We start from the raw sequence: 21,610 nt of genomic DNA, 5'->3' as shown, positions 1-21,610 counted from the left end.
GGCAGCTGTGAGCCCCGCAGGATCCGTGCGCGCCGGTGTGCCGGATGTTTGTAGTCTCCCCTAAGTCTGACGCTACGAACCGGGGAGGGGCGCGTGGGGAGGCAAGATTCACAGAATGGTCCCGAACCTGACGGCGTGTCGAGGCAACAGAACGGCGCTAGTGGGGTAGGGCGGGCCAGTGTGCCTCCTGTGGCACCGCAGCCGCGCCCCGCCGGTACGACGTACGGCCGATCCTCGATTCCGCCGAACGGCGCCCCGGTGCCGCAGACGGTGCGAAATTTCCCGCCCGTCGAGCGACCCCCCGCCACGCCCGGCGGCCAGGTCACCGGGCCGGACCACCCGGCGAGCCGGCGTGCGGCAGCGGCGAAGCCGGGCACCGGTTCGGTCCGGCGTACGAAAATGGTGGCACTGGCGTCCTTGATCCTGGTCGTGCTGCTGGCCGGCGTGCTGTTCGTGGTGCGGCCCGGGCCGATCGACGGCTGGCTGTCGGACGACCCGGCCGCGAAGCAGGCCGCCACCCGGGCCCCGGATCCCGCGCCCACTCCCGTGCTGGCCGCCGCCGCCGGAACCGCACCGACCGCCGCCGGAATCCGCGCGGCCATCGCCTCGCTGGTCGACGCACCCGCGCTGGGATCGCGCGTCAACATCTCGATCGTCGATCCGGCGACCGGCACCGCCCTGTACGAGCGGAACCCGGGCGCCCTGACCACCCCTGCCTCGACCACCAAGCTGATCACCGCGGCGACCGTGCTGGCCGCCCGCGGCCCGGCCTACCGGCTCAGCACCCGGGCCGTGGCCGGAGCCGCGTCCGGTGAGGTCGTGCTGATCGGCGGCGGTGACGCGTCCCTCGCCGTCGACGAGGACGACCTGTTCCCCGGCGCGGCCCGCCTCGACCAGCTCGCCGCCCAGGTCAAGAAGGCGCTCGGCGGGAAGAAGCCGACCGCCGTCGTGATCGACAAGTCGCTGTTCAGCGGCTCGGAGACCGGACCCGGCTGGGAGCCCGGCCTGATCGGCGGCGGGCAGACCGCCCGGATCCAGGCGCTGATGACCAACGGCGGCCGGATCGACCCCGTGCACGACGAGGACGGCGATCCGCGGTTCCCCGACCCCGCGCGTGCCGCCGGGGAAGCGTTCGCCGCCCAGCTCGGCCTCGACCCCTCCGCGGTCCGCGAGGGTAAGGCACCCGCCTCGCCGGAGTCCTCCGCGGCGCCCACGGCCGGCGCTCCCGGCTCCGAGCTGGGTGTCGTGCAGTCACCACCGTTGGTGCACGTCCTGGACTGGATGCTCGACCAGAGCGACAACGTGCTGGCCGAGGCACTGGCCCGGCAGGTCGCGCTGGCCGCCGGGCAGCCGGCAACCTTCGAGGGCACTGCCGCGGCCATGAGCGCCAAGCTGACCGAGCTGGGCCTGCCCGCCGACCAGGCTCAGCTGTCCGACGCGAGCGGACTCTCCCTGAAGAACCGGATCAGCCCTCGGCTCCTCACCGACCTGCTGACGCTGGCCGCTGCGGGCAAACACCCGGCGCTGAGCAGCATGTCCGGCGGGCTGCCGGTCGCCGGCTGGTCCGGCACCCTGAAGAAGCGGTTCGTGGCGCCCGAGTCCAACCAGGCGGGTCAGGGTCTCGTCCGCGCCAAGACCGGCTCGCTCACCGGGGTCCACGCCATCTCCGGCAACCTGATCACCAAGGACGGGCGCCTGCTGGTCTTCGCGATCCTGGCGGACGACACCGGCGGCTACGACGAGACGCGCGCGGCCCTTGACCGGATCGCCGCCGCACTCGTGAGCTGCGGCTGCCAGTAGGGGATTTCTCCGGGTCTGGAGCTGGTCTTCCGCGGGTACGGTGGTCAGCATGGCGCAGTTCGTTGACTGGGATCTGGCCGCCGCCACCGCGGGCGCGCTGTCGAAATCCGGCCCCGCGGTGTCCTACGAGGAAGCCATGCAGGTGGTCACCCAGCTGCGGGAGCTCACCGACGAGGCGCGGGAGCACGTCGCCGCGTACACCGGGCTGACCGCGCAGGTCGAAGGGCCGCCGGTGCGGATCGTCGACCGTAAGGACTGGGCGGCGGTCAACATCGCCGGGCTCAAGGAAGTCATCATCCCGCTGGTCAGTCGGCTCTCCGGCGACCGCCAGCCCGGCGCGCTCACCGATGCCATCGGCTCCCGGGTCACCGGCGTGCAAGCCGGCACGGTGCTGGCCTACCTGTCCGGCCGGGTCCTCGGCCAATACGAGGTCTTTTCCGCGGAGCCGGGTCAGCTCCTCCTCAACGCGCCCAACATCGTCGAGGTGGAGCGCAAACTCGGCGCCGACTCCCGCGACTTCCGGCTGTGGGTCTGCCTGCACGAGGTCACCCACCTCACCCAGTTCCAAGCGGTGCCGTGGATGCGCGGCTACTTCCTCGGCGAGGTGCAGGCCTTCGTGGACGCCTCGCAAAGCGGGGAGCACATCCTCGAGCGCTTGCGCCGCGGGGTCGCCACGCTGTCGGACGCGCTGCGCGACCCGGACAGCCGGTCGTCGGTGCTCGACATCGTGCAGACCCCGGCCCAGAAAGCCGTCCTTGACCGGCTGACCGCGCTTATGACGCTGTTGGAAGGGCACGCCGAGTTCGTGATGGACGGCGTCGGCCCGGAGGTCATCCCGTCCGTCGAGTCCATTCGCGCCAAGTTCAACCAGCGCCGCGAAAGCGGCAACCCCCTGGAGAAAGCCATCCGCCGGCTGCTCGGCATCGAGGTCAAGATGCGTCAGTACGCCGAAGGCCGCAAATTCGTGCACGGCGTCGTGGAACGGGTCGGGATGACCGGCTTCAACAAGATCTTCAGCTCCCCGCTGACCCTGCCGCGGCTCGACGAGCTGAGCGACCCGGACGCCTGGGTGGCGCGGGTGCACGGGCCGGTCGGTCTCGCGACGTAGCCTCTTCTCGTGGCCCGCATCCCGCCTGCCGTGGCGACCATCCGCACGGCCGTCAAGCGGGAGTTGACCGCCGGGCCGGGGCTCGCCGGGCCGGTGCTCGTCGCCTGCTCCGGCGGCGCTGACTCGCTGGCACTGGCCGCCGCTACGGCGTTCGTCGCACCGCGGCTCGGCATTGCCGCCGGGCTGGTCACGGTCGACCACGGCCTGCAGGAAGGCTCGGCGGTGCGCGCGTCAGCGGTCGCGCAGTGGGCACGCACGGCCGGGTTCGATCCGGTCGAGGTGGCTACGGTCGACGTCGTTGGGCGGCCGGGCGGTCCTGAGGCGGCTGCCCGTGATGCTCGCTACGAGGCACTGTCCGCCGCCGCTGCCCGATTCGACGCTGCCGCGGTGCTGCTCGGGCACACCTGTGACGATCAAGCGGAAACGGTCCTGCTGGCCCTGGCCCGGGGGGCGGGGCCGCGGGGACTCTCCGGGATGCCCCGGCGGCGAGGGCTGTTCGTCCGGCCGCTGCTGGACGTCACTCGGGCGAACACCCGCGACGCCTGTGCCGTGCTCGGCCTGTCCGCCTGGGCTGACCCACACAACGCGGATCCGGCGTTCACCCGCGCGAGAGTCCGTTCCGGCGCGCTGCCCGCGCTCGTCGCCGCGCTGGGACCCGCGGTGGTCGGCAACCTGGCCCGGACCGCGGCGCTGCTCGCTTCGGACGTCGACTATCTCGATTCCGTCGCTGCCGTGGCGCTGAAGGCTGTCCGCACGCCTCGAGGACTCTCCGTGGCCGCACTGACCGAGTTGGCCCCGGCGATCCGGAGCCGGGTGCTGCATTCCTGGGCCGCCGAGCTGGGCGCGGGCGGCGCGGCTCTGTCCCACCGGCACGTCATGGCGCTGGATTCCCTGGTCACGGCGTGGCACGGGCAGGGACCGACCGCGTTGCCCGACGGCATCCTGGTCGGCCGCCAGGGACCCGATCTAGTGCCTCTGCCCTTGTGAAAGATGTCACTGAGCGTGGCGTTAACCGGTTGTTTCGTTCCATAACGCGGGCTTTTCCCGATACCGACCGCTGCCCCCGCCGGCGCGGAGCCCGCCGCATACGGCAGGCTAGGCACATGGCAGACGGCTCCTGGTACGACGCCGACATTGACCGCGTGATCATCTCCGAGGAGCAGATCCGCGAGAAGACCGAAGAGCTGGCCAAGCAGGTGGCCGCCGACTATGCGGACGCCGAGGATGGCGTGCTGTTGGTCTGCGTGCTCAAAGGCGCGGTCATGTTCATGGCGGACTTCGCCCGCGCACTGGGCCGGCAGGGTCCTTACTCCGAGATGGAGTTCATGGCCGTCTCGTCGTACGGCTCCGGCACCACATCCTCCGGGGTGGTGCGCATTCTCAAGGACCTGGACCGCGACATCGCCGGTCGGCACGTCGTGGTCGTCGAGGACATCGTCGACTCCGGTCTGACGCTGTCCTGGCTGATGAAGTACCTCCGCTCCCGCCAGCCGGCGAGCGTCGAGGTGGTGGCCCTGTTCCGCAAGCCCGACGCGATCAAGGTCCCGGTGCCCACCAAGTACGTCGGCTTCGACATTCCGAGCGAGTTCGTGGTCGGCTACGGCCTGGACTTCGCCGAGCGGTACCGCGAGGTCCCGTACGTGGGAGTGCTCAAGCCCGAGGTGTACGCCCGTAGCTGAACAGGCTCCCAGGTGACTCTCAGGATTCGGGCGACCGGTCCCGACGCGCGGGGTATTGTCCGTCTTTGCGGCGGTTTTCCGACTGCGCGCGCGTGAACTGCGGGTGACTGCGGCCCCTCCGGGAGCCGGGCTGACGCAGTCGTGGGAGGCACCCACGGTGTACCGTCGAGTGACCGATGGCGCAGTGTCACGTGCGCCGGAGGGGCCGGATCGGAAGCGAACGGGTCGCTGGGGTTTGCCTCAACGCCCGGAGGAAATCGAAACGGCAACGTCTCCGCGACTCGGATACCGGCGTCGGTGCCCGCGGGCGGAGGCACGTCCACCCAGGTGACCAGGACGCCGATCAGGAGGGTCCGGGCGCATCGCCGCCCGACAACAGTATGGAACGTACGCGTTTCTTCCGCCGCCCGGTGGTCTGGATCATTCTGGTGACCCTCGGTGCGATTGCGCTGAGCTCTTACTTCACCAGTGGTCCGAGCTACCACCGAGAGAAGACCTCGGTCGTCCTCGAGCGACTCAACCAGCCGAACATCAAGAAGGTCGTCCAGGAGGACAAGGAACAGACCCTCCAGCTCGAACTGGAGAACCCGGAGCGGTTCGGCGAGACCACCACGGACAAGATCGAGACCCAGTATCCGTACGAGCTGTCGGACGAGGTCTGGGCCAAGGTCCAGGAGGCGAAGACCGCGGGCCGGATCACCGGCACCTTCGACGCCACCGTCAACGGCGACAGCATCCTGCTGAGCCTGCTGGTCAACCTGCTGCCGATCGCCATCCTCGTGATCCTGCTGCTGCTGTTCATGTCGCAGATGCAGGGCGGCGGTTCCCGGGTCCTGAACTTCGGCAAGTCCAAGGCCAAGATGCTGACCAAGGACATGCCCAAGACGACGTTCGCCGACGTGGCCGGTGCCGACGAGGCCGTCGAGGAGCTGCAGGAGATCAAGGACTTCCTGCAGAACCCGGCGAAGTACCAGGCCCTCGGCGCCAAGATCCCCAAGGGCGTCCTGCTCTTCGGCCAGCCCGGCACGGGTAAGACCCTGCTGGCCCGGGCCGTTGCGGGTGAGGCCGGCGTGCCGTTCTACTCGATCTCCGGCTCCGACTTCGTCGAGATGTTCGTGGGTGTCGGCGCGAGCCGGGTCCGCGACCTCTTCGAGCAGGCCAAGGCCAACGCGCCCGCCATCGTCTTCGTCGACGAGATCGACGCCGTCGGCCGGCACCGCGGCGCCGGCATGGGCGGCGGCCACGACGAGCGCGAGCAGACCCTCAACCAGCTCCTCGTCGAGATGGACGGCTTCGACACCAAGGGCGGCGTCATCCTGATCGCCGCCACCAACCGGCCGGACATCCTCGACCCGGCGCTGCTGCGCCCGGGCCGCTTCGACCGGCAGATCCCGGTCGACAACCCCGACATGGAAGGCCGCAAGGCGATCCTGCGGGTGCACGCCAAGGGCAAGCCGTTCACGCCCGACGTCGACCTCGACTCGGTCGCCCGGCGTACCCCCGGCTTCTCCGGCGCCGACCTCGCCAACGTCATCAACGAGGCGGCGCTGCTCACCGCCCGTAACGACAAGCGGGCCATCTCCAACGAGTTCCTCGAGGAGTCGATCGACCGGGTCATCGCCGGCCCGGAGCGCCGGACCCGCGCGATGAGCGACAGCGAAAAGAAGATCACCGCGTACCACGAGGGTGGGCACGCGCTGGTCGCCCACGCGCTGCCGCACTCCGCGCCGGTGCACAAGGTGACGATCCTGCCGCGCGGCCGCTCGCTGGGCCACACGCTGGTGTTGCCGACCGAAGACAAGTACACCCAGACCCGCGCCGAAATGATCGACACCCTGGCGTACGCGCTGGGTGGCCGGGCAGCCGAGGAGCTGGTCTTCCACGAGCCCACCACCGGCGCCGGCAACGACATCGAGAAGGCGTCCGGCCTCGCCCGGGCCATGGTCACCCAGTACGGCATGAGCTCCAAGCTGGGCGCGGTCAAGTACGGCTCGAACAACGACGAGCCGTTCCTGGGCCGCAACATGGGCCACGAGCGGGACTACTCCGACGCCGTCGCCGCCGAGATCGACGCCGAGGTGCGCGCGCTCATCGAGCTGGCGCACGACGAGGCGTGGGAGATCCTGGTCGAATACCGCGACGTCCTCGACGCCATGGTGCTGGAGCTGATGGAGAAGGAAACCATCACCCAGCAGGACATGGACCGCATCTGCGCCCGCGTGCAGAAGCGCGCGCCGATGTCCCCGTTCAACGGGTTCGGCAAGCGGCTGCCCTCCGAGGCGCCGCCCGTCCTCACCCCGACCGAGCGGGACAAGCTGAAGGCGCAGGCCGAGGCCGACGGTCAGGTCGCGGTGGGCGGCGGGAGCAGCGCCGAGCCCAACCCGAACGGCACCTCGGAAGGCGCACACTGAACACGTTCGACTCGAGCGCAACGGAGCCCGACGACTCCGACGAGCTCGACTACCTCGCGGCGCGGCTGGTCGACGGCAAACTCACCGGATCACCGGTCGAGCAGGCCGTCGACCTGGCCCGCATCGAGAAAGCGGTCCGGGAAATCCTGCTCGCCCTCGGCGAGGACCCGGACCGCGACGGTCTGGAACGCACCCCGGCCCGGGTCGCCCGCGCCTACGCGGAACTCTTCGCCGGCCTGCGCGTCGACCCCGCCAAGGTCCTCACCACCTCGTTCGAGGCCAACCACGAGGAACTCGTGCTCGTCCGGGACATCCAGCTGATGAGCCTCTGCGAGCACCACCTGCTGCCGTTCAAGGGCGTCGCCCACATCGGCTACATTCCCGGCGCGGACGGCCGCATCACCGGCCTGTCCAAGCTGGCCCGCCTCGTCGAGGTGTTCGCCCGGCGCGCCCAGGTCCAGGAGCGGCTGACCAGCCAGATCGCCGACCTGCTGATGGACAAGCTCGACCCGCGCGGCGTCATAGTCGTCCTGGAGTGCGAGCACCTCTGCATGGAGATGCGAGGCATCCGCAAAGTCGGCGCCCGCACGGTCACCTCCGCGGTCCGCGGCGCCTTCCAGCGCGACGGCAAGGTCCGCGCCGAAGCCATGGCCCTCATCAATGCTCGCTAAGTACAACCCGCCGACCGTGCACGAGCCGGCCGGCTACAGCCATGTGACGATCTCCTCGGCCGGTCGCCTGGCCCACCTCGCCGGGCAGTGCCCGCTCGACCTCGCCGGCGCGGTCGTCGGCCAGCCCGGTGACTATGCCGCGCAGACCGACCAGGTGATCAGCAACTGCCTGGCCGTGCTCGAAGCGGCCGGTACGCAGCCCGCCGACGTGGTTCGCTCGGTCGTCTACGTGGTCAGCTCGGACAGCTCCGTCCTGGCCGCCGTGTGGCAACAGCTGAACGCCTCGGCGCTGGCACCGGCCTTCACCACGGCCAGCACGTTGCTGGGGGTGGCCGCCCTCGGCTACCAGGGACAACTCGTCGAGGTGGACCTGACAGCGGCGCTGCCGGCCTGACAGCGGCCTTCGTCGGCCTGGCCTCAGCCCAGCCGGCCGGAGCCGGTCAGACGATCATGCGGTAGGTGTCGGCGCTGTCCATGGCGGCGCGGGTGAGGGTTGCGGCCTCGTCCAAGCGGGTGCGGGCCTGCTCAAGCTGGGCGATCGCCGCCGCGACCGAGGGGTGCAGCGAGCCGATCGCGGTGATCCGCAGCCGGGCCAGTGCGTCGTCCAGCTGGTCCGTGACCTGCTGGATGCCCGTGACCGCCCGCTGCGCGCCATCCACCGAGGCCGCCACGTTCGCCTTGATCTCCTCGACGCTCGCCATCGCAGCCCTCCCGGCAGCTATTTGATGAAGGCCAGCAGGCCGACACCCATGCAGGTCAACAGGACCGGCGTCAAACAGGTCACGGCGCCCACCACCGGCGTACGGTCCACCCGCTCCGGGCCGCCGCCGTAGACGAAGCCGATCGTCAGCCAGCCCAGCGCGTACGCGAGCAGCGGGAGGCTCAACCCACACAGCAGCGCGTACGTCGGCAGCGACCCTGCCGGCGCCACCAGGTAGAGAATGATTTGCACGATGAGGACGGCCGCGGCGAACGGGCCGTACACGAGGAGATTGCGAGCCCATGGGCGCAGCGGCTCGCCCGGCCCTGGCCCCAGCATGCCGGCGTCCGCGGCGTCGGCCGTCGCACGCGCCTGGCGCAGCGCAGCGAGGACGGCTGCCGGACCGCCGCTGACGGCCTGCGCGGCGGCGGCCTGCTCGGCCTGCAGCGGAATGAGTCGGGCCTCCGGCACGCCGAAATCCTGCGCCAGCCGGGACCGCTGCGGCGCCAGCCGGGCGCGCACCGCCAGCAGCTCCTGCTGCGCCGCCTGCGCGGTCACGGCCTGCTCGCCGGCGGCAGCGCTGGCCGCGCGCCGCACCGCGTCCAGCCGCTGCGCGGCGGCGAGATAGTCGTCCCACGCGCTGGGTTGGTCAGTCATCGTCGGCCTCGGGTCGGGCAAAGGGCACGATCGTCACCGTACGGTCGGCATGCCGGTCGTGCAGCAGCGCCCGATTCTCCCGGGGCTGCCAGTCCACGCTCTGCCCCAGCATCAGGCTGACCTCCTGCTGCGGCACGTTGAGGAAGACCAAACCGGCGACGTCTTCGCGGCCCGCGCTGCCGCCGGTTTCGTCGGAGAACCGACGCACTCCCCGCCACCAGGACAGCAGGTGCACCCCCCGGCCTGGCCCTTCGCGCAGCACGCGACGCAGCGTCGGCAACGAGCCCGGGCTCACCGCGTCCATGCCGAACACCACGCGGTAGCCGGGCTGCTCGACGTCCAACTCGGCGCTGAGGCCGGCGGCGTCCACCACGACCACTTCCTGCCGGTGGCCGATCTCGGCAGCCAGCTCCCTGGCAAGCGCATCGCCCTCCGCGACCAACGAACAGATGACGAACCGCGCGGTCCGCGGCGCATGGAACGCGGCGACCCCGCGGGCGGCCGCATCCAACACCTCCGCGCCGGCGAGCTGTGAGCCCAGGACAGCCAGGTGCCGGCCCGGCGAAGCGTCCAGCGGAAACACCGCGGTGGACAGGCTGACGTCGATGACCCGGCCGAGCAGCGCCGACGGTCGTCCCGCCCGCCCGGCCAACGCCGCCCGATAGGTCGGATCGTCGGCGAGGTGCTGGCGGGCGTACCCGGCGAAGATCCGCGGCGGCTGCGCCTCCTGATCCCGGGCGCCCCACAGCCGGTGCCGCAGGTCGCTGAGCACCGTACGGTCGGCGTGCGGGTCGGGGAACCGCACCATGCGCTCGTGACCGCGGGTTGCGCCCCGGGGACCGCCCAGCCCGCCAGCCGTGTTGATGACCGCGGTGCCGAGCGGTAGCCCGGCCGCCGAATCGTTTGTGGGTTCCAGAACGTCGCCGCCGCCCGGCAACGCGATGCGCACCGGGAACTGGCCGAAGATCGAATCACGCTTCGCGTAGAGGGCTTCGACGCCGAGGACCGTCTGGCTGGCAAGGATCAGATGGATTCCGTACGAGCGACCCTTGCGTGCCAAGGACTCCAGTAGCTGCACGGCCTCGCCGGCCATCGGATCGTTGCCGGCCAGCAGCACCTGGAACTCGTCGATGACGCAAAGCACCCGCGGCATCGGTTTGCCGCGGCCCTCCTCGGCTGCCACCGCCCGCAAATCCGCGAACTTGGTGACCCCGGCCCGCTTGTAAGCCACCGACCGCCGGGTCATCTCTGCGTCGAGCTCCCGCAGCACGGCGAGGCCGTATTCGCGGTCCGACTCGACACCCACGGCCCGTGCATGCGGCAGCCAGGTGCGGTCCCGGGCGGTCGGCACGAACTCGGCGAACGAGACGCCTTCCTTGAAGTCCAGCAGGTAGAGGTTGAGCTCGTCGGGGCTGTACCGGGCGCCCAGACCGTACAGAACATTGATGAGGAAGGCCGTCTTGCCGGCGCCGGACCGACCGCCAACCATCCAGTGTGGAGTAAGGTCGTTGAACTGCAGCAACACCGGAGTGTCGCCGTCATGGCCGACCGTGGTGCCAAGACCGTCGCTCGCATCGCCGGCCCACACCTCGTCAGCCGGCTCCGGCAACAGGTCGGTCAGCGTCACCCGGGAGGCAGCAGCCGAATGGGCGGCCAACTCCCGGCACACGGCGTCGACCAGGTGCGGCGGCGGATCGTCATCCAAGAACACCGGGGCGTTCAACCACACCGCCTCCGGGATCGAACCGAACGTCGCGCCGGGCGGATTGCCGATCACCGCATACGGATTGCGCACCGACACCTGCGTGGTACGCGGCAGCGGCGCCTGCGTGGTCTCCGCAGTCAACGGTGGCGGCGGCCAGCCCGCCACCACCAGATGCAGGCCCGACTCCGGACCCTGCTGGGCCAACGCCGCGATCCGTACCAGGTCGGCGCCCTCCGTCAACTCCGGCAGACTCGCGATGACCAGCAGCATCACGCGATCGCGGCGGCTGCGGCGGACCGTGCCGCCCCGAACCGGGCGCAGCCACTTCTCCGCCTCGGTGAGCATCTCCCGCAGCCCAGCCCGGTCGGTGGCCGGCGGCGACAGCAAACCCGCATCGGACAGGGCGTCGAAGGGGGCGAAAACGGTGCCTCCGCCCGTACCGTCGACGGCTCTCAGGAGAAGCGACCCGGCGGGCGCGGCAGCGAGCAGACGCAGCAGCAGGCTGCGCAACAGGCCAGAAACCCGCGGGTCCCGGGCGTCGGCATCGACGGTCAGATGCCCGCTGCCCAGCAACGGCACGATGGCGGGGAACCGGGCATCATCCAGCGGTTGGGCCACACCCAGCCGAACAAACTGCGGAGGGTGAGCGCCACCTAGCGGAGTGCTGGGCGAGAGGGCGTCGAGCGGCGAACCAAGCCACCCAGGAGCCAACTCCCCGGCCGCAGCCCGCAACGCTTCTGCCAGCCGATGCTGCTCCAGCAGCTCGGCGGCCGGCGCAACCTGCCCCTCCAACGCGACAGCGGCAGCCACGGCGGTCGCCTCCGCCTGGCGGTGCAGGGCAGCGGCCTGATCGATCCGCCCCGTCGAATTCACCGCCCTCACCTCCGTGTGCGCTCACACCGTACCCTGCGAACGGTTATCGATCCCCGGCCCGCAGCCGACGGTCAATCTTCCCAGCCCCGAGGTCGGGCAGCGGCCCCAGGCCCGAAATATCGACGGAAATCTCCGTCCCGGACGGTGGTCGCGTCCACAGGGGAAACCGCTAGCCTTTGAAGGGTGCAGCCTGCGAACCCGCCCACCCCGCCGCCGGTCCCGCCGGTCCCACCCTCGGGTCCGGCGGTCGTGACCGCAAAGCCTCGGAACCGGCGGGTGCGGTTGGTGTTGGCGCTGGTCGCGGGGATCGTGTCGCTGCTCTGCCTGGGTGGCGTCGGTGTCTTCATCTCTCTCTACGACGAAGCCACCGAAATCAAGCGCTCCGCTCCCGACGCCGTCGTCGACAATTTCCTCGGCGCCTACCTCGTCAATCGCAGCGACCAGGAAGCTGAGCTCTATACCTGCAAGAATCCCGATCTCACCGGGATCGCCGGCCTCCGAAGCGAAATGCTGAAGCGAGAGGAGGCCTTCGGCGTAGCCGTTTCCGTGAGCTGGGAATCACTGCGAGTGGCGGGTTCTGGCGCCGGCCCCCGAAGTGTCAGTGCTGATCTGACCATTGCGGGTTCGTCCAGCGGCAACGTCGTCAGTCGGCGCACCGAAACCTGGACATTCGATCTCGTCGACGACGATGGCTGGCGGGTCTGCGGCAGCCGCAAGGTCTCCTGATCACTCCACCCAGAGCAGGTGGACCGGAACGGACAGGGTGCTCGGGGTTTTGCCGGTCCAGGACCAGCGGTACCAGTCCAGTTCGGTCGTGACGCGGGCGCAGATGTCGCCCTCGTCGCTGGTGTGGAGTTCAGTCACCGCACGCAGGTCACGGCGTTCGCCGCCGCTGTCGAGAACCTGGATCACGCGGCGGCCGGAGAGCCGGTCCGCGTCGAGGGCCGCTACCGGGTTGCGGCGCGGCGGTTCGTCCATCGAAACCAGGCGGGACACCACGTCGGCGCGCGCCGCGGCGGCACCCGCCATGCCCAACTCTTCCACCCAGACCCGCTCCACCGGTACGAGCGGCGCGAACACCTCGGTCTGCTCGGCCTCGGCGCGGTACCACTCGGCCTCTGGCATCACCGGCACGTAGGTGCGGCTGCCCTGCACCACCTTCTCGTCGGCGCGCAGATCGGTGCGCCAGCCGTGGCCGGGCAGGCCAACCAGGACGCGCTTGCCGCGCAGGCTGCCACCCATCACGGCCGGAGTGGGCACGACCGGTCGGGGCGCGGGCGGCGCCCAGTCGGAGCTGCCCGCGAACGGGTCCGGGAGCGGACTACCCATCACTGGGAACCGGTCAGCGGCGCACCGCGCTCGGCCATGAACCGGACGGGGTCGACGGCGCTGGAGCTGGACGTGTCGTTGTTCAAGTGGACCTCGAAGTGCAGGTGGGAGCCGGACGAGTTCCCACTCGAACCGGTGAGGGCGATGGTCTGCCCGGCGACGACGCGCTGGCCGGCTTTCAGGTCCGGCCGTTTGATGAGGTGGCAGTAGCGGGTCATGATGTTCCCCGCATGCCGGATTTCCACGAACCAGCCGCAGCCGCCCTTGCCGGGCCAGCCCTCCCGGTCACAGTCGATCGCTCCGCTGAAAGTTTCGTCGCACAGGACCCGGGAGACGACACCGCTGGCGACCGAGCGGACGGGTGTGTTGAAGCCGGCGATCAGGTCGACGCCGTGGTGGTCGGGGCGGGTCGGGATGCGGAACCCGGAGCCGACACTCCACTTGTACTTCGCGTCGACCTTGACCGCGTACGGGTTGGTCCATCCTGAAGCGGCGATGTCCGCTGCCGAGGCGCACACCATTGCCAGCGAGTTGCCCACCGCGTTGGCCGCACCGTCTGCGAGCACGTTGACGATCTGCGTGGCGAGGAGCTCATGCTTGGCGTACGCCTGGGGATATGCGCTGATTTGCACCCGCTGGGCGGCCTCGGTCAGCGCCATCGTCTCCCAGCCGTCGATCGTCTTCAGCTTCTCGTAGAACTTCGTCGCAGCGTACGTGGGGTCGGTGACCTGGGCTGGCGTGCCCCATCCGCTGCTCGGCCGCTGCTGGAAGAGGCCGAGCGAGTCGTGGTCGTTGCGGTCGCCCAGGTAGCCGAGGTTCGTCAGCCGGGACTCCTGCATCGCGGTGGCTACCGCGACGACCCAGGCCCGGGGCGGCATCTTGAGCGTCGCGCCGACGTTGATGATGATCGCGGCGTTCTTCATCTGCGTCGCGCCGTAGGGCCGTATTTTCGGTAGCTTGCCCTCCGGGTCCAGCGGGCCACCGGTTCCGCAGCCGGACGTGAACAGACTCAAATCCTCTTTGTCCGTGCCGAACGCCCCGAGCAGCACCGCGCTGACACTGCCGCCGCAGCACAGCAGCGCTAGCGTGGCGACAAGGGCGACGAGCAGGCCGATCCGCGGCCGTCGCACGGTCACGACCCGTCCCAGTCGACGCCGTCCACGAGCCACCGGCCGTCCGGCGCCACGAGTTGCAAAGTCAGCTTGCCGGAATCCACGGTGACGACTGCGTTGACGAGGCCGTCACCGATCGGCACCAGCGTCGGCCGCCCGACGACGCGGTCGGCGGGCACGTCGGCCGGGTTCACCCCGTTCAGTTCGTCGGCGAGTTTCTGGGTGATGTTCGGGACCAGGCCGTCATGCCAGGCCTGGGCGGAGATGTCCTTGTGGTCGACCCATGCCGATGCGAACGCGTACGCCACCGCCTCGGGCGCCGCCGTTCCCGGGCTGGTCTGCGGCGACGGCGGCTCATCGTCCACGATGACGCCGTCGTCATTGAAACTGGGATCCACACTCACGGTGGGTGCGGGTGATACCGGTACGAGCAGACGCCCGCTGTCGTCAGCGTTGTCCGCGAACAGTCGGCCGAGGCCGACCACGGCGAGAATGAGCCCCGCGATCACCAGTGCCACACCCCACCGCGACCGGAATATCCCGGTAAGGCCGCGTTCGAGGACCCTGGGCATGCCGACTCACCGAGCCTCGGTCCGCACCCGCGGCGGCGCCGATTCGCTTGTCGTACTCCCGGTTTCCGGCCGGTAGATCGCGTAGGACGCGGGCGAGTCGGCGACATCGGGTTCGGTCCACCCTGGCGTCCGCCGCTGTCGGGACGGCGTCGCGGCAGCCGGCACCGGTCGCGAATCGCCGGTCGGCACGGCATCCCGCGAGGACTCCTGCCCATCGGGCCGCACGGCGGGAGCGGTCGCGTCTCGCACCTGCACCACATTCGATTCCGTACGCGCAGCAGCAGCGTGCGCCGGATCCTCGAGTCGCGCCTCGGGCCGAAGATTGCCCTGCTCGACGAAGACGGTGCGACCCTTGCCGAACCGCGGCTCGTTCGTCCCGCCGGCATCGGCGACATCCAGCTTCGCCGCCTCCCGCATGTCCCGGAAGAACCGCCGATGCCACGACCCCGCCGAGGTAACCGCTGCGGTGCTGTCCTTGCCGCCGAGCTGCGTGATCCGTCGGTAAGGCCGTAGCAGCAGCCACCCGACGACTCCGCACAACCACACCAGCACGACCTGCAGCCAGCCGGCCAGACTCGCCGTATTCATGATCAAGTCCACGGCGAACAGATAGATCGCCGCACCCGTGCCGAAGATCGCGATGTTGAAGACGGCGGCCACGACGGCATTACCCAGCCGCCGGATGCCCGAGCTTGCCGGCCTGAGCAGACCCACCGTGCCAAGAATCGGTGCCGCGATGACAGCCCATCGGAAGATCAGGAAGCCGAGAAGGACCAGCACCGAGGCGGTCAGGTCGAACATTGCGAACATGAGGGCCGCGAGCATGGCGACGAAACCGGCGCCGATGCGGTCCATTCCGTTCACGCCCTGCAGATACTCGTAGGCTTCCGGATCCTCGGTCTTGATTTGCTCGGAAACCCGCTCCCATTGCGCTTTCTTGCGATCCAGCGTGCCCTGCCGGGTCTCGGGGTTATCCCGCAGACGCTGTGCCTCACCCCACGTCAAGGAGCGTGCGTCATAGAGCGCGCGACCGTACTTCTGGGCCGTCGTGCTGTCAGCAGATCCGAGTAGGCCCCGGAGCCAGTTGCGATACAGCATCGTGTCAGTCGCGGTGTCGCTGGCGCGGACTGCGGGCGGACGGTTGTCCGCACAGGCACCCGGCGTCGGATCGTCACATAGGCCTGCCGGTGTCTCCTGGGCTCGCGGCCCCACCGCGTCGTGCACCACCCCCAGCGTGCCGATCAAGCTCTGGTCGGCGATGTTCGCTGACTTGACGGGCCAAGCGGCGATTGCGGTGACGATGACCATGACGAGGATGGCCCACCCCGCTGTGGTCGTCGCGGCACCCATGTCCGCCTGTCGTGAACGCCAGATGAGGTACAGGCCGACGACAGCGAGAGTGATGACGCCGAAGACACTGAAGACCTTCTCGTAAACGGCCTTGGTGGCCTCTTCAACGAGCGGATCTGCCCAGCCCCACAGCGTCTCGGGATTCCACGCCCGTTCGCGCATGGCGTTCGAGGCGCCGATGATGGCGGTAGCGATCATGAATTCGCCATTCGCCACGGTCGTCTCGAACTTGTATTCAGGGTCTATCAGTGTGGAGGCGCAGCCACCTTCCAAGTCATAGGTGGTGAAGCTGTAACCCGCATATCCGTACTGGCTGTAAATGCCCTGCGGCCCAGGTTGAGTCGACGAGTCGGGACGTTCGGCGAACCAGCCGGCCAGGCCGGAGTCCGGAGTGCTGGGAGTGGGTGGCTTGAGGCACTGGGCGCGGTCCGCGCTGACGTCGGCGAGGCGGGAGACGCAGGTTTTGAAGTCCTGTTTCCACTCTTCGGTGCTGCAGGCGCCGCCCGGGGCTTGGAGGGGGCCGGCGGTGGCCGGGGCTGGGGCCAGGACAGCCCAGGCGATGCTCGCCACGAAGGCCACTGCCAGGGCTGTCAGCGCGGCGCTTACCCGGCGGAGCATGTCAGGCCTCCAGGTCGGAGAAGGTCGGGATGGCCGTGGGTGCCGCCTTGGCTGCTGCCGGAGTGGTGTCCAGGTGGTCCAGCAGGCCGTCGACGTACGAGACGTCGACCCGTACCTTCTGCACCCGGCCGTCCACGTCTCGCATCACGAACTCGCGGAAGCCGAGGCGGAAGGAGGACGAGGTGTCCGCCTGCGATAGCGAGGCCAGAGTCGCCTCGTAGCCGTCGTGCACCGGGACCCGTAGGAGGCGCAGTGCTTCGGAGGCGATTTCCTGGTCTTCGGCGATGCGACCGACGAAGACCGTGGACACGAGGTTCTGCACGTCGAGGCCGAGGATGTCTCGCGGGTTCTGGGAGGCGACCAGGGCGGCGAGGTTCCATTTGCGGGAGTCGCGGGCGAGGCGGACCAGGAAGGATCGCCCGGATCGCCAGCCTTCCATGAAGTGTGCCTCGTCCAGGCCGACCATCTTGCGGGAGGCCATCGAGCCGCCGTAGCAGCGGCGGACGGCCAGGCGGTGGGCCGTGTGCAGCATGGGTAGGGCCAGGGATTCCTCGGCTGACCAGTATTCGCGTTCGATCTTCAGGTCGGGGAGGCGCAGGCCGGCCATGGTGATGACGGTGAGCGCCGCGTCGGCGCCGAGCAGGTGCTGGGGTGGGCGGCCGAAGAACAACAGGGCCAGAGGCATCTCGGCGGTGTCCAGCAGCAGGTTGGCGAGTTCTTTGCCTTCGTCGTCGTCCAGTCCCTGCAGGGTTGCCACCACGTCGTCCAGCGTGGAGGTCTCTTCGGCGGGCACCTGGCGTACGGCATGCCGCAGCAGCGTCGCCGTCGATGCTTCCTTGGCGACCTGGGGTGGCACCAGCATGGAGCAGATGTCCTGAACCAGCATGCGGCGCTCGGCGCGGGCGTTGGAGACGGCGATCTCGTATTCGCGGTCGCCCGACGGGCCGGTGGCGAACTCGGTGCGCACCGGCGTCGGGATCAGCGCGTACGGCGCCAACGTCCCCTGCTCGGAGCCGGTCAGGTTCAGCACCCGGGAGTACGGCCGCAGCTCCGGCATCTGGCACAGCCGGGCGAGCGGGCCGGACGGGTCCAGCAGGGTGACCTGCACTCCGCGGCGGGCGTTCAGGTAGCCCAATGCACCCATCAGCGTGGACTTGCCACCGCCGGGTTCCGCGACGAAGACCCCGAGACCGGACCGCTCCCGGACCTCCATGGGGAAGTGCAGGTCGAGGAAGACCGGCCGGCGGCACGTGCCCGCCGTACGCCCGATGAGGTCTCCCCGGCGGTCACCGACCGTCGACGCGGCCTGGGGCAGCGCGGCGGCCAGCAGTTTCACCGGCATGCGCCGCACGTAGCCGGTGTTGGCGATCGGTTCGCCCGGGATGAACTCGCGGGCGAGCTGGTCCTGGTTTTTCGGGTGTTGCAGCGAGATGCGCAGCTCGCGCGAGTAGAGCTGGATGAGCCGCCGGGCCCGTTCGAGGCATTCCTCGCGGGTCCGGCCGCCGACCGCGATGCGGTGCCAGCCGTGCGCGCGAGCCGACTCGACGGGCAGTCCGGTGGTCATCTCGTCGCCGATGACCAGCGCCCGCTTGGCGAGGCGTTCCAGTTCCGGCGGGGCGTCGATGCCGTGCTCGGCGTAGTCCAGCTGTTGCGAGCGGATCATGCGCAGCCGGTGCTCGAGGTTCTTGAACGAGCTGTTCGATCCGAGGATGTCGAGCCGCGAGGACAGCTCCATCGGCCAGGGCAGTCGCTCGTGGAAGTGCATCCACGGCTCGTGCTTCTCCGGGATCTCCAGCGGCTCCATGCGCCCGACGGACAGCACCGCGACGTGCCGCTCCTCGCCGGTCATGCGGTTGACCAGCTTGACTGTCGATCCGTACGGGGTTCGGTACCGCTCGACCTGCTCGGTCAGCGCGAGGAGGTCGCCGCGTTCCCAGTGCCCGTGCGAGACGGGGGACAGCGGGCCGGGCGGTGCCATGCACAGCGCGACCGAGCGGAACAGCAGCCACTCGAGCTCGGTCGGCGTGACCCGCCGCCCGCGCATGCCGAACGCGTTGAGCACCTCGTCGAACTGTTCGACCGTACGGCCTAGTTTGCGGCGCTCGTTGTCGGAGGTGCCCCGGCCGAAGATGCGCAGGATCCGCTCGGAGAACGTGTCACCGAGCGACCGCCGTGCGAACGTCACGCCGAGATACGTCTGTCCTTCGGCGTGGTTGACCGACAGCAGGTGCCGTTGCGCGGCGACCAGATGGTCCGACCAGGAGGTGCCGCCGGTGACGTCGGGCAGTGGCTTCGCGGTCAGCGAGTCGACCGTGCGCGCCCACTCGTCGGCGGGGAACGGCCGGTTGGTGCGGCGCAGGTGCAGGCGGAAACCGGCGAGGCCGGCGTACTGCTCGGAGATCGCGGAGAGCAACGCCTCGCGTTCGGCGTCGGGCCGGAACGCCCAGCGCACCTCGGGCAGGTAGTACCAGGCGGTGACGGTGCTCTGGGTGAAGGTGAGGTGCCCGGCGATCTCGCTGATTTCCAGCTCGATGGCGGGGTCGCGGTCGCTGAACTTCAGCTTGTGCGGCCGCAACGGGGCCGGCTTGACGTCCTTGCGGGGAATCGCCGGCAGATTGTCCGGCTCTTTGCGCTTGCGCCGCTGCTTCGCCGGCGCCTTCTCGCGCTGCTTCGCTGGTGCCTTCTCCGGCATGGGCGCCAGCTCGGCGTGCCGCTCCGGCTCGGCGACAGCATTACCCGGGTACGCGTGCGGCCCGGCCGAATTCATCGGGTACGGCGCCGAGGTTCCCGCCGCATCTGTCGGGTAGACACCGGTCGCGGCTGGGTTGACCGGGTAGGGCCCGACCGGATCCGTCTGATGCAGGCCCGCGCCAACGACCGGCTCCATCGAGTACAGCTCGGGGGTGGCGGTGGGGTCCAGCACGGCACCCACGGGGTGAACGCCCGGCACGGCAGCCGGCAACGAGCCGGTGTCCAACGCAGCTGGAGGAGGAGCCGGCCGACCGGTCGGCAGCGGCACGGTGGGCCGAGTCGACTCGCGGAACGGTTGCGGGTCCGCGGTCGACGGTGGCTCCGCGACGGGCACCGGGCCGGTGCGGGAGACCGACTCGCCGGCCAGCCGCGGCCCAGGTGCGTGCGACGATTCGATGTCTGGCCGCGGGCCGGCGGTTTGCGGTGAGTTGGCGTTTGGCTGCGGGCCGGAGGTGTGCGCCGGCGAAGTGGTCGGCTGCGGGCCGGTCGGCGCAGGAGCAGGAGCCTGACCGGTCGGGTGCACACCGGGGGCCGGGGGAGATCCGTTGGTCTGCTGCCAGAACGGGGCCTGCGTCGTGGCCGTGGTGGGTTGGGGTGTCGCGTCCGGTCGGTGATCGTCGGGCCGACCGGTTCGACCGAGGTTGCCTGCGTCGTCGCGCTCGTCGAAGTAGTCGGCCTGCGGGCCGACCGGAGCCCGCTCGAAACCTGGCGTGCGCACGTCGGGCGCCGGTGCGGCGTGCTCCTTGCCGGCCTCGATGCCAGGTGCGGCGGCGGGCAGGACTGATGTCTCGGGTAGCGCTGGCGGAGTCGACGGGGCCGAGACAGGCGGGGTGAGCGGCAGCGGAGCGACTGGCTGCACGGGCAGCGCGGCCTCCGGCGCTCCGGAGACTGGCCGGGTTGCGGGCGGCTCGGCTGCGGGAGGTGCCGGGGTGGACCGGCGGGCGTCTTCGCCGTCGAAGTCGAAGCCGAAGTCGAAGTCGGCGTCCGGGTCGTCCGGGGGTGGTGCGGTCGACGGCTGGGGGACCGTGCCGGAGAAGAGGTCGAGGAACGGGGAGTCGATGTCCATCGGGTCGACCGGGGCCGGGGTGCCGTTGGTGCGGGGGCGGATCGGCTGGGGGGCCTGGAAGACGGCGACGGAGCCGTGGTCCGGGCCCGGGACCTGTTCCGCGATGTCCTCCGGAGAGTGCTCCTGCGATCGCTGAGCGTTACCAGCGTTTTCTGGGCGAGGCGGCTCCGCGCGGGGCTGCCCGGGCGGTGGGAGAGCGGTCATGCGAGGACCCCGTTCCGGCATGTGTCGAGAAGGGCGAAAGTGGTCATACCAGTTCCTCCCTTACTCGGATGCGGGTGGCGACGAGGCGGGGGTCGCGCTGCTCGACGGCGGGCTCGCGGGTGCGTTTCCAGTCGGTGAGGGCCGTGCGGATGACCATCCGGGCTGGTCGGTCCGGGTCCACGTGCCGGAACACATAGGACGTGGTCACCATGGCGAGGGCGATCTCCCAGGCCGGGAACGCGTCGAACTCCCAGGTGATCAGGTAGTGCAAGAACACGAAGACCGGGACGAGGACGACGAACATCCCGTACTGGGCGTACGAGAGGTGCATGGGCAGGGTGTAGCCGGGCGGACCCAGGTAGACCAGGCGGGCCCGGTAGATGTCATCGTCGGTGCGCAGCCGCATGGGAGCTCGGGCCTCAGCTGAAGATGAGGTTGATGAGGTAGTCGCCGACGAAGAACAGGGTCGCGGCGCCCGCAATGAAGGCCAGGCCGACGATGGCGATGGCGCTGCTGGTGAGGACCTTGGAGATCTCGCCGCGGCTGGCCCGGCCGATGAAGATGACCCCGAGAACGGCCAGCAGGATGGGGGCGATGTTGCTGGCGAAGAAGGTGACGACGCCTTCGGTGTTGATGCCCTTGGGTTCCGCGGCGAGGGTGGCGCCGTTCTGCACGGCCGTCGCGACTCGCGCGGCGAGCTCTGTGGCGATCATCGGTAAACCTCCCGGGTGCCCGGCGTGAGGGCGCCGAGCACAGTGCAGTTGTTAAGCCTGGCGGCAACGCCCATATGGTGCTACTTCCCGCTCACCGCGTCGAGTACGCGGAGTCGGTGCTTAAGGGCACTGCTGTCCTACCCACGCCCGTCTGCTCTCTTCGGTTCATTAATGATGCCTAGCTCCGAAGCGTACGGGCCGTACTTCTTACCTACAAGCTGCCTGATTCGTTACCCAAGGTAAAGGCGTGACTGAACGTGACTCATTCCCGATCGTACAGGTGTTCGAAAG

18 protein-coding genes are annotated in these 21,610 nt (G+C 69.8%); 8 read left to right on the top strand and 10 right to left on the bottom strand.

Translation table 11 applies throughout. The features are described 5' to 3' along the window. Nucleotides 1-189: 189 nt before the first annotated feature. The 7 genes from dacB to ACIA1L_RS12560 all read left to right on the top strand — a co-directional run bounded on the left by dacB (nt 190) and on the right by ACIA1L_RS12560 (nt 8,063). Nucleotides 190-1,800 (top strand): D-alanyl-D-alanine carboxypeptidase/D-alanyl-D-alanine-endopeptidase, encoded by a 1,611-nt coding sequence (dacB, locus tag ACIA1L_RS12590; RefSeq protein WP_396072776.1) that lies wholly within the window; start codon nt 190-192, stop codon nt 1,798-1,800. Between the two features lie 49 nt (nt 1,801-1,849). After that, complete coding sequence (locus ACIA1L_RS12585) at nt 1,850-2,908, top strand: zinc-dependent metalloprotease (RefSeq protein WP_396072775.1); 1,059 nt, start codon at nt 1,850-1,852, stop codon at nt 2,906-2,908. 9 nt (nt 2,909-2,917) lie between these two features. Beyond that, nucleotides 2,918-3,895, top strand: a complete 978-nt coding sequence (gene tilS / locus ACIA1L_RS12580; RefSeq protein ID WP_396072774.1) for a tRNA lysidine(34) synthetase TilS — start codon at nt 2,918-2,920, stop codon at nt 3,893-3,895. 116 nt (nt 3,896-4,011) lie between these two features. Next, nucleotides 4,012-4,587 carry a hypoxanthine phosphoribosyltransferase gene (hpt, locus tag ACIA1L_RS12575; protein ID WP_396072773.1) on the top strand — a complete coding sequence of 192 codons (576 nt, stop codon included), beginning with the start codon at nt 4,012-4,014 and terminating at the stop codon, nt 4,585-4,587. A gap of 380 nt (nt 4,588-4,967) precedes the next feature. Further along, nucleotides 4,968-6,998 (top strand): ATP-dependent zinc metalloprotease FtsH, encoded by a 2,031-nt coding sequence (ftsH, locus tag ACIA1L_RS12570; protein WP_396072772.1) that lies wholly within the window; start codon nt 4,968-4,970, stop codon nt 6,996-6,998. Next, nucleotides 6,995-7,669, top strand: coding sequence for a GTP cyclohydrolase I FolE (folE, locus tag ACIA1L_RS12565; protein WP_396073054.1), 675 nt, complete (start codon nt 6,995-6,997; stop codon nt 7,667-7,669). The genes ftsH and folE overlap by 4 nt, the downstream gene beginning before the upstream one ends. Further along, nucleotides 7,659-8,063 (top strand): RidA family protein, encoded by a 405-nt coding sequence (locus ACIA1L_RS12560; protein ID WP_396072771.1) that lies wholly within the window; start codon nt 7,659-7,661, stop codon nt 8,061-8,063. The genes folE and ACIA1L_RS12560 overlap by 11 nt, the downstream gene beginning before the upstream one ends. A 46-nt stretch (nt 8,064-8,109) precedes the next feature. Here the strand turns inward: ACIA1L_RS12560 and ACIA1L_RS12555 are convergent, their stop codons facing one another. The 3 genes from ACIA1L_RS12555 to ACIA1L_RS12545 are packed head-to-tail and all read right to left on the bottom strand — an operon-like array spanning nt 8,110 to nt 11,604. Beyond that, nucleotides 8,110-8,370, bottom strand: coding sequence for a hypothetical protein (locus tag ACIA1L_RS12555; protein ID WP_396072770.1), 261 nt, complete (start codon nt 8,368-8,370; stop codon nt 8,110-8,112). A 17-nt stretch (nt 8,371-8,387) separates the two neighbouring features. Next, complete coding sequence (locus ACIA1L_RS12550; RefSeq protein ID WP_396072769.1) at nt 8,388-9,026, bottom strand: hypothetical protein; 639 nt, start codon at nt 9,024-9,026, stop codon at nt 8,388-8,390. After that, nucleotides 9,019-11,604, bottom strand: coding sequence for an FtsK/SpoIIIE domain-containing protein (locus tag ACIA1L_RS12545; RefSeq protein ID WP_396072768.1), 2,586 nt, complete (start codon nt 11,602-11,604; stop codon nt 9,019-9,021). The genes ACIA1L_RS12550 and ACIA1L_RS12545 overlap by 8 nt, the downstream gene beginning before the upstream one ends. A 285-nt stretch (nt 11,605-11,889) precedes the next feature. On the opposite strand from ACIA1L_RS12545, the gene ACIA1L_RS12540 reads away from it, so the two are divergent. Continuing rightward, entirely contained in the window at nt 11,890-12,330 is a 441-nt protein-coding gene (locus ACIA1L_RS12540) for a hypothetical protein (protein WP_396072767.1), read from the top strand. Here ACIA1L_RS12540 and ACIA1L_RS12535 read toward each other — a convergent pair whose 3' ends face one another. The 7 genes from ACIA1L_RS12535 to ACIA1L_RS12505 are packed head-to-tail and all read right to left on the bottom strand — an operon-like array spanning nt 12,331 to nt 21,319. Continuing rightward, nucleotides 12,331-12,933 (bottom strand): hypothetical protein, encoded by a 603-nt coding sequence (locus ACIA1L_RS12535; protein WP_396072766.1) that lies wholly within the window; start codon nt 12,931-12,933, stop codon nt 12,331-12,333. Then, entirely contained in the window at nt 12,933-14,069 is a 1,137-nt protein-coding gene (locus ACIA1L_RS12530) for a M23 family metallopeptidase (RefSeq protein ID WP_396072765.1), read from the bottom strand. Before ACIA1L_RS12530 ends, ACIA1L_RS12535 begins: the two co-directional genes overlap by 1 nt. Continuing rightward, nucleotides 14,066-14,617: a hypothetical protein gene (locus ACIA1L_RS12525; protein WP_396072764.1), complete on the bottom strand. Its 552-nt coding sequence runs from the start codon at nt 14,615-14,617 to the stop codon at nt 14,066-14,068. The genes ACIA1L_RS12530 and ACIA1L_RS12525 overlap by 4 nt, the downstream gene beginning before the upstream one ends. A gap of 6 nt (nt 14,618-14,623) precedes the next feature. Beyond that, nucleotides 14,624-16,585 carry an MFS transporter gene (locus tag ACIA1L_RS12520; protein WP_396072763.1) on the bottom strand — a complete coding sequence of 654 codons (1,962 nt, stop codon included), beginning with the start codon at nt 16,583-16,585 and terminating at the stop codon, nt 14,624-14,626. A gap of 1 nt (nt 16,586) precedes the next feature. Next, nucleotides 16,587-20,606, bottom strand: coding sequence for an ATP-binding protein (locus ACIA1L_RS12515; RefSeq protein WP_396072762.1), 4,020 nt, complete (start codon nt 20,604-20,606; stop codon nt 16,587-16,589). 43 nt (nt 20,607-20,649) lie between these two features. Then, a complete protein-coding gene (locus tag ACIA1L_RS12510) occupies nt 20,650-21,012 on the bottom strand; it encodes a hypothetical protein (RefSeq protein WP_396072761.1) in 363 nt (120 codons plus the stop codon). A 13-nt stretch (nt 21,013-21,025) separates the two neighbouring features. Continuing rightward, complete coding sequence (locus tag ACIA1L_RS12505; protein WP_396072760.1) at nt 21,026-21,319, bottom strand: hypothetical protein; 294 nt, start codon at nt 21,317-21,319, stop codon at nt 21,026-21,028. Nucleotides 21,320-21,610 lie beyond the last annotated feature (291 nt).

The organism is Actinoplanes sp. NPDC051859 (genome assembly GCF_044452725.1).
Lineage (GTDB): Bacteria > Actinomycetota > Actinomycetes > Mycobacteriales > Micromonosporaceae > Actinoplanes.
The sequence above is the reverse complement of the archived record's forward strand: the minus strand, read 5'-3'. Positions and strand labels throughout refer to the sequence as shown.